The 6097-nt window shown below is 37.4% G+C and carries 5 protein-coding genes and 1 pseudogene; 3 read left to right on the top strand and 3 right to left on the bottom strand.

Annotated features, from left to right (window positions below; all coding sequences use genetic code 11):
• Nucleotides 1–2566 (bottom strand): annotated as a pseudogene (locus AB7E63_RS13040) (DUF3638 domain-containing protein); the annotation flags it as partial.
• 229 nt (nt 2567–2795) lie between these two features.
• Between AB7E63_RS13040 and AB7E63_RS13035 the strand changes: the two are divergent.
• Entirely contained in the window at nt 2796–3452 is a 657-nt protein-coding gene (locus AB7E63_RS13035) for a hypothetical protein (protein ID WP_284452749.1), read from the top strand.
• Between the two features lie 18 nt (nt 3453–3470).
• Here the strand turns inward: AB7E63_RS13035 and AB7E63_RS13030 are convergent, their stop codons facing one another.
• A complete protein-coding gene (locus AB7E63_RS13030; protein WP_006339750.1) occupies nt 3471–3866 on the bottom strand; it encodes a hypothetical protein in 396 nt (131 codons plus the stop codon).
• 72 nt (nt 3867–3938) lie between these two features.
• Here AB7E63_RS13030 and AB7E63_RS13025 point away from each other — a divergent pair, with 72 nt between their 5' ends.
• A complete protein-coding gene (locus AB7E63_RS13025) occupies nt 3939–4262 on the top strand; it encodes a hypothetical protein (RefSeq protein WP_050784535.1) in 324 nt (107 codons plus the stop codon).
• Nucleotide 4263: 1 nt separating this feature from the next.
• Here AB7E63_RS13025 and proS read toward each other — a convergent pair whose 3' ends face one another.
• Nucleotides 4264–5781 (bottom strand): proline--tRNA ligase, encoded by a 1518-nt coding sequence (gene proS, locus AB7E63_RS13020; RefSeq protein ID WP_006339752.1) that lies wholly within the window; start codon nt 5779–5781, stop codon nt 4264–4266.
• A gap of 25 nt (nt 5782–5806) precedes the next feature.
• Here proS and AB7E63_RS13015 point away from each other — a divergent pair, with 25 nt between their 5' ends.
• Entirely contained in the window at nt 5807–5947 is a 141-nt protein-coding gene (locus AB7E63_RS13015; protein WP_428419636.1) for a hypothetical protein, read from the top strand.
• The last annotated feature ends 150 nt before the right edge of the window (nt 5948–6097 follow it).

The raw sequence follows: 6097 nt of genomic DNA, 5'->3' as shown, positions 1-6097 counted from the left end.
TCCTAATGTAAGTGAAAGTATTTTTCAAAGCAAAAATCATTTCATTTGTCTCACCAAAAGAGGTATCAGGGAAGAGTTGAGAGACAAACATCGTTTGTGCACGCAACAAATCGACCATTTGACCTGGTAAATAGGGCACATGTAAACTTGAACTTTTTTTTCCAGCATAGCGACGATACAATGACTCCTCAATTAATAATTCTTCCATTATAGGTCGTACCTTATCACGCTCTTTGCCTTTATGATATAAATCATGGACTCTCTCTAATGAATTTATGCTCAATCCGAAAGATGAGTCTTTTCTAGCTGCAGCTTCTTTGAAGTAATGTCGAATCAATGTAAACTTTTCTTCTAAATCTGGACTCAAAGAAGGCTTGAGATGTTTTTCGAGAATGAGTTTTTCGATCAAAAGATCGTAATTTATATCACTGCGAATAAGATAAATCGCAAGATCTTCGTAGCTTAATGTTTCTTTAATTTTCTCTCTTTTTTGTGGGTCCTTTAAAGCATTTAAATCCAATTGACCCGGATAAATCGATTCAATATAAGTTTTTCGATCTTCAATTAACCTCAGCAAAACTGCTTGCTGGTTAATGGCGTGCACCCAGTCGCTTGCAGTGAGCGGCATATCTGCTGTTTTAATTTTAGCTTCCCAAAAAAAGTGAGAAAATTTTTCTAACGATGCGCTAAATTGATCCAAAAGCTGGCTATTTCCTTGATCAAGACACACTTGATATAAAATATCATAGAATGTCTCAGCCCGACCAGGATCACCACTGATTGGAAGAGGAAGATGAGACATCACCGAGCGATAAAGCTCTTTGGCAGCCTGATATTTCTTTTGGTCAACTAACTCATCGAGACGTCCTGCAATCGTTTTTAATTGCTCTAACGTGGCTTCCACATTTTCCATGGAAGGGTTTTCAAACCTTTCTTGAATTTCAGACACCATTTTCAAATCGAATGCTAGAATTTCCTTCGAAGATATTTTTTGCGTTTTGGCTTGAATGGAAAACCCCTCAGGAACTTTTAAAAGGGTTGGAACACTTTTGACTTTGGTAAAAAGAGCAAGCCTCTTTTTTTGATAGGCAGCTTCTTTTCTTTCTAACTTCGTTAACTCTCCTTTTAATTGTTCTATTCTTTTCGTGTAGGATGAAAAAGCACTGTTGGGGCCAAAAATAATGTCTTTAAATTCAATATCTCCAGAAGCTTTTCCCAATTGCCGCTCTAATCTCTTTTGATCTTTTTCCAGTTGATGAAGCCATTTTCGCTTTTCCTCTTCTCTCAATTGTGGTAATGCCTTGAGAACTTTTTCTAAGCGATCATTGAGAATTGCTAGTGTGAAGACAGCTTTTTCTGCCGCTGCAGAGCCGGAAAATTGCAAACGAATAGTTTCATGTACGAGTTGCTGAGGATCTCGATTCACTTTCATGCGACGTTGAGGGCTTGGCTCTAAAAACACTGCGCCAGAAGTTCCCCAAATCCCTTGTCTGAAGGCTTCCACAGTGGTAGGGATTCCTTCTCCTTCACCCAGGACTTCGCTTTCCCCTAGATTTTGAGCTCCTTTACCTTTCAGAGCCATCCATTTTAAATAGGCCAAACGGTAAACATTGTCCTTTTTAAAATCTTGTGAATCAGTGGTTTTCTCAGTCAAACCTAAAATAGGAGCTAAATATACACTTAACTTGTCAGCATCAATCCCATCTTTCCATCCAAAATCGTGGGAAACAGCTGCATTTTTTTGTCCATAAGTCAACTCGGTCAAGGCCAAATAACCTTCGGGATGACGATAAAATGCTAAAAGGACGGGCTCAAAAGCACGATCTTTCCAGTAGCCTGTGGGAATGAGCATCAAATTGACAGCACGATCTACATCTTCGACTTTTTCAAAGCGTTCTAAGATTTGCTCCGCGTATTTTTTAGCTAGGGTCTGCTTAGATCCTGTTTCTTGTCCTTTGCCCGTTTCGATCGCTTCTTTAAATTGTGCTGCCAAGGTGAATTCTTCCCCCAAAGGAAGGAGCGAATCATCCTCAGATTTTAAATCCAATGCATCTTTACTCCACTCTAAAGCTGTCAAAAAAGCTCTTTTATCATGCGGGCTTTGTACAAGATCTAAGCCTGAGATATCGTATTTTTTTAAAAAGAGGAGACGTCCTAAAAGACTTAGGGGATGCACAGCAACATTCCACAATAGTTTGATAACAGGCACATTGCTTGGCCAAGTGTCCAATAGAGACTGCCGTATTTCTTTGATTGATCGGAAATTTTTTGGAAGCGCACGAGCTGTCGCAGAAACGATTTTTATACGAAGATCTTCAGGAAGAGCTTGTTTGAGTTCAGAACTTAATTTTTGAACTTGCTGATCTTGATTGATCTCAAACGTAATGGCGCTTAGATCTTTCACGTTAAGCTTTAAATTTTTAATCGGTTTTTCTTTTACCTGACCTAAAACATCTTCAATAATCTGAATAAGGCGTGCATCATTAAGGGAAGCGTTAGCTTCGACCTGCATAGACATTTGAAATTGCTGGTCTTGTTTTGAATAAAGAATAATTGTTTTTTCCATTAGTTTTCCTGAGACAAAAAAATAATATTTTAACGTTGTATTTTTATTATAACATCACATTCATTTATTAAAATAATCGATAATTAAAGATTTTAGAATTTTCCGATTTTATGAATGTAAAGAGCGTACCTGCTATGAAAAACTGGAGCAATTAGAAGAGTTTTAAATTATTATGATTAATTAACAATAATTGTATAATAATAATTATTATTAACAATGGAGTTTCCCTATGGTCAATTTTAATCCCGATTCTATTAAATTTTCGGCCCAACTTTTTATATCACCTCCCAGTTCAGAAAAAGCTAAAGCCAAAGACAAGCGCATACAACTTCTTTTTAAAGATAAAGTTCAGGCTTTTGATCAAGATCATCAAAAAAAATTGAATGTTGAAGGCAGAGTGAAAATCTACGAAAAAAAACCTTCCTTTTGGTTCATTACTCGACTTTTTTCAACAAGAATTCAGACAGAAGATGGCAAATGGGTTGTTTTAAATAAAGCAAACCTACGAAAAGAATTAAAAATAGATAAAAATGAATTTAATAAATTCAATCATAAAGGTGTTTTTGATTTAGATTATATCAAAAGACATGTTTCGATTGAATTTAATCTAAATGATACTTTTAAAAACTTCGATGATTTTAAAAATAATATAGTCACCCATCGACGTTTTCTGAATACGCTAAAAGAAATTACAGAATCCTTAGACAAAAAAAACCCTTCAGAGAGAAAAATATTCGATTTGATTGATCCATTTGTTAAAGAGAACGAGAATTTAATCGAAGAAATTAGGAAAAACAAAAATAGCAATCCCCCAGTATTCGCAGAAAAAGTGGCTATTTTACATGAGCGTGTGGCTGAGCTCAAAAAAAAGCTTGAACTAGAATAAATTCTAATCGATACCTTATTAATTTAAAAGCACGGTCGGAAATAGCAGAAAAATAACGAGTATACAAATGCTGATTAGGAGACAGCCAATCAACAAGATTGGGTATTTAGGTTTTACTTGGTTCGTTTCTTTAACCATCTCCAAGGCTTGAACTTCTCCCCAAAGAGGTTCAAGTTCTTTTTTTGCCGTTTTTTTTAGTTTTTCGGCTGTCGCGCCTTTTAAAAACATGCCGGCCATCGGGATTTCTTCCATAAAACGATCAAAAACTCTCTCAATTGACTGATCAAGCAATAGGGAAAATTTTTCCTCTTTGTTTAAAATTTCAGGGATTCTATTTTCCTTTTTTTGCCTTAACAACCAAACCAAGGCAAACACAGCACATATTCCCGTCATTAAAGCAAAGTAGAGTGTCATTATAATCCCTTATTCTTTTTTTGCTTGAAAAAGCCAACTCCTTTAAAATTAACGGAAAAAAGGAGTAATCCCATGTTTGATCATGATTCTTTAGAAGAAAAAATCCAGAAAAATACGTTTAAAATCGAAGAACTTTCTATTCACATCGAATCAATCGATCGCCAAATTAATACCCTTCTTGAGGAAGAGCTCAAAGTCACACCTGAACAATTAAGCCAATTCATTCAGACAAAAGATCATTTTACCGAAGAAAATTGGAATCAAATGCAAGAGGAAAAAGCAAGGTTATCTGCTAAGCTAGAAACTGATCTCAAAAGCATCCGCAATCCCCAACAACAACAAAAACGTTATGCTGAGCGTGCCGTTGTTGGGAATCACTGGCTGTTTGTGAGATAGCTTAGTAAGATTTTGCTAAAATCACATCTAACTTAGCTTTTTTGCCTGTCAAAATGCAAGTGCCTTCTGTTTCTGACTGCTCTAAAGGCAGGCAACGAATGGTCACTTTTAAATCATCCAACATTTTTTCTGTTTCTGGATCTCCACACCATTTCGCTAAAACAAATCCACCATGAATCTCGGGTTTATCTGCATTTTTCGGTGTGAAAAATTGTTTGAGCTCTTCAAATGTATGGATGTCTCTTCGAATATGGGAATCTCTGAATTGCAAAGCTTGTGCAAAATAGTTATTTTGCATGTCTTCTAATATCAAAGGCAATTTTTGACTTAACTCCGCTACAGGAATTGTGATCTTAGTTTTGTGCGGCTGGTCACGTCGACAGAGTGTTACAACTTGGTTTTCTACGTCTCTTGGTCCTATCTCGATACGAATCGGAACCCCTTTCTTAATCCACTCCCAATTTTTCTCGCCACCGCGTAAATCTCTTTTATCCACATGAACAGAAATTGGCTGACCATTAAATGTGGAAGAGCGCAACTCCTGAGCAACCTTCTCCGCCTGCCCTAACACTGCGGCTTCATGCTCAGGTTTTGGCATGATAGGGAGAATGACAACTTGTCGATGCGCAATTTTAGGAGGTAGGCGAATTCCATCGTCATCGCCATGTGTCATAATCAAGGCGCCAATCAAACGCGTTGTAATACCCCAAGAAGTGGTATGCCCGTATTCGGTTTCACCATCTTTATTGCTAAAACGAATATTTGAAGCTTTGGCAAAATTCTGCCCTAAAAAGTGAGAAGTCCCCCCTTGCAAAGCTTTGCGATCTTGTACCATCATTTCAATGGTATATGTGCTGACCGCACCTGGAAATCTTTCGCCTGGAGATTTTTCTCCTGTGATCACAGGAATCGCTAAGATGTTTTCTACAAATTCTCGGTACACTTCCAACATCTTTAACGTTTCTTCAAAAGCTTCTTCAGATGAAGCATGCACAGTGTGCCCTTCTTGCCACAAAAATTCCGCCGTACGCAAAAATATACGTGGGCGCATTTCCCAACGCACAACATTTGCCCATTGGTTAATTAAAAGAGGTAAATCGCGATAGGATTCTACCCATCTAGAAAATGATTCTCCGATAATAGTTTCAGAAGTTGGCCGCACGATTAAAGGCTCTTCCAGCTCACCTGTAGGGATCAATTTCCCATTTCTCTCTTCTAGACGATGATGGGTGACAACCGCACATTCTTTGGCAAATCCTTCGACATGAGCTGCTTCTTTTTCCAAAAAACTGAGTGGGATAAACAAAGGAAAATAGGCATTTTCATGTCCTGTACTTTTGATTTTTTGATCGAGGTACTTTTGCATGTTTTCCCAAATACCATAACCCCATGGCTTAATAACCATGCAACCCCGGACGGGCGAATTTTCAGCAAGGTCAGCCGCTTTTACAACCTGCTGATACCACTCTGGATAATTTTCTTCACGAGTTGGGCTAATTGCATTTTTTTCTTGGGACATATGAATTCCTAAATAAAAGAGTGTGTTGAATAATGAAATAAAGCATACAAGAACATTGCAAAAACAACAAGATGGACGACAATTGAATTCTCATTCTATCAATGCTGAACGGATTGGGAGACATCTACTTGGTGCTTATGAACAGGCTTGCAAAACAAAAGAATAGGAACCATAAAAATAAATGTCCATGCTACCATCCATGATAAGTCATTGGTTGCAAGCATATAAGCTTGCTGAGCGATTTCCATGTCAAAAACGCGATCGATGACACCTCTGGTAATATTTGACGAAATATGCGGAAGCTGTTCTTATAGCT

Origin of the sequence: Parachlamydia sp. (assembly GCF_050255895.1) — a bacterium.
In the GTDB taxonomy this organism is placed as follows: domain Bacteria; phylum Chlamydiota; class Chlamydiia; order Chlamydiales; family Parachlamydiaceae; genus Parachlamydia; species Parachlamydia acanthamoebae.
This window is presented reverse-complemented; position numbering and strand designations above follow the sequence as displayed.

Coding starts and splice junctions, on each gene's coding strand:
- AB7E63_RS13030 (WP_006339750.1), bottom strand. CDS start 3,866: ATGACACTCTACTTTGCTTTAATGACGGGAATATGTGCTGTGTTTGCC.
- AB7E63_RS13035 (WP_284452749.1), top strand. CDS start 2,796: ATGGTCAATTTTAATCCCGATTCTATTAAATTTTCGGCCCAACTTTTT.
- proS (WP_006339752.1), bottom strand. CDS start 5,781: ATGTCCCAAGAAAAAAATGCAATTAGCCCAACTCGTGAAGAAAATTAT.
- AB7E63_RS13025 (WP_050784535.1), top strand. CDS start 3,939: ATGTTTGATCATGATTCTTTAGAAGAAAAAATCCAGAAAAATACGTTT.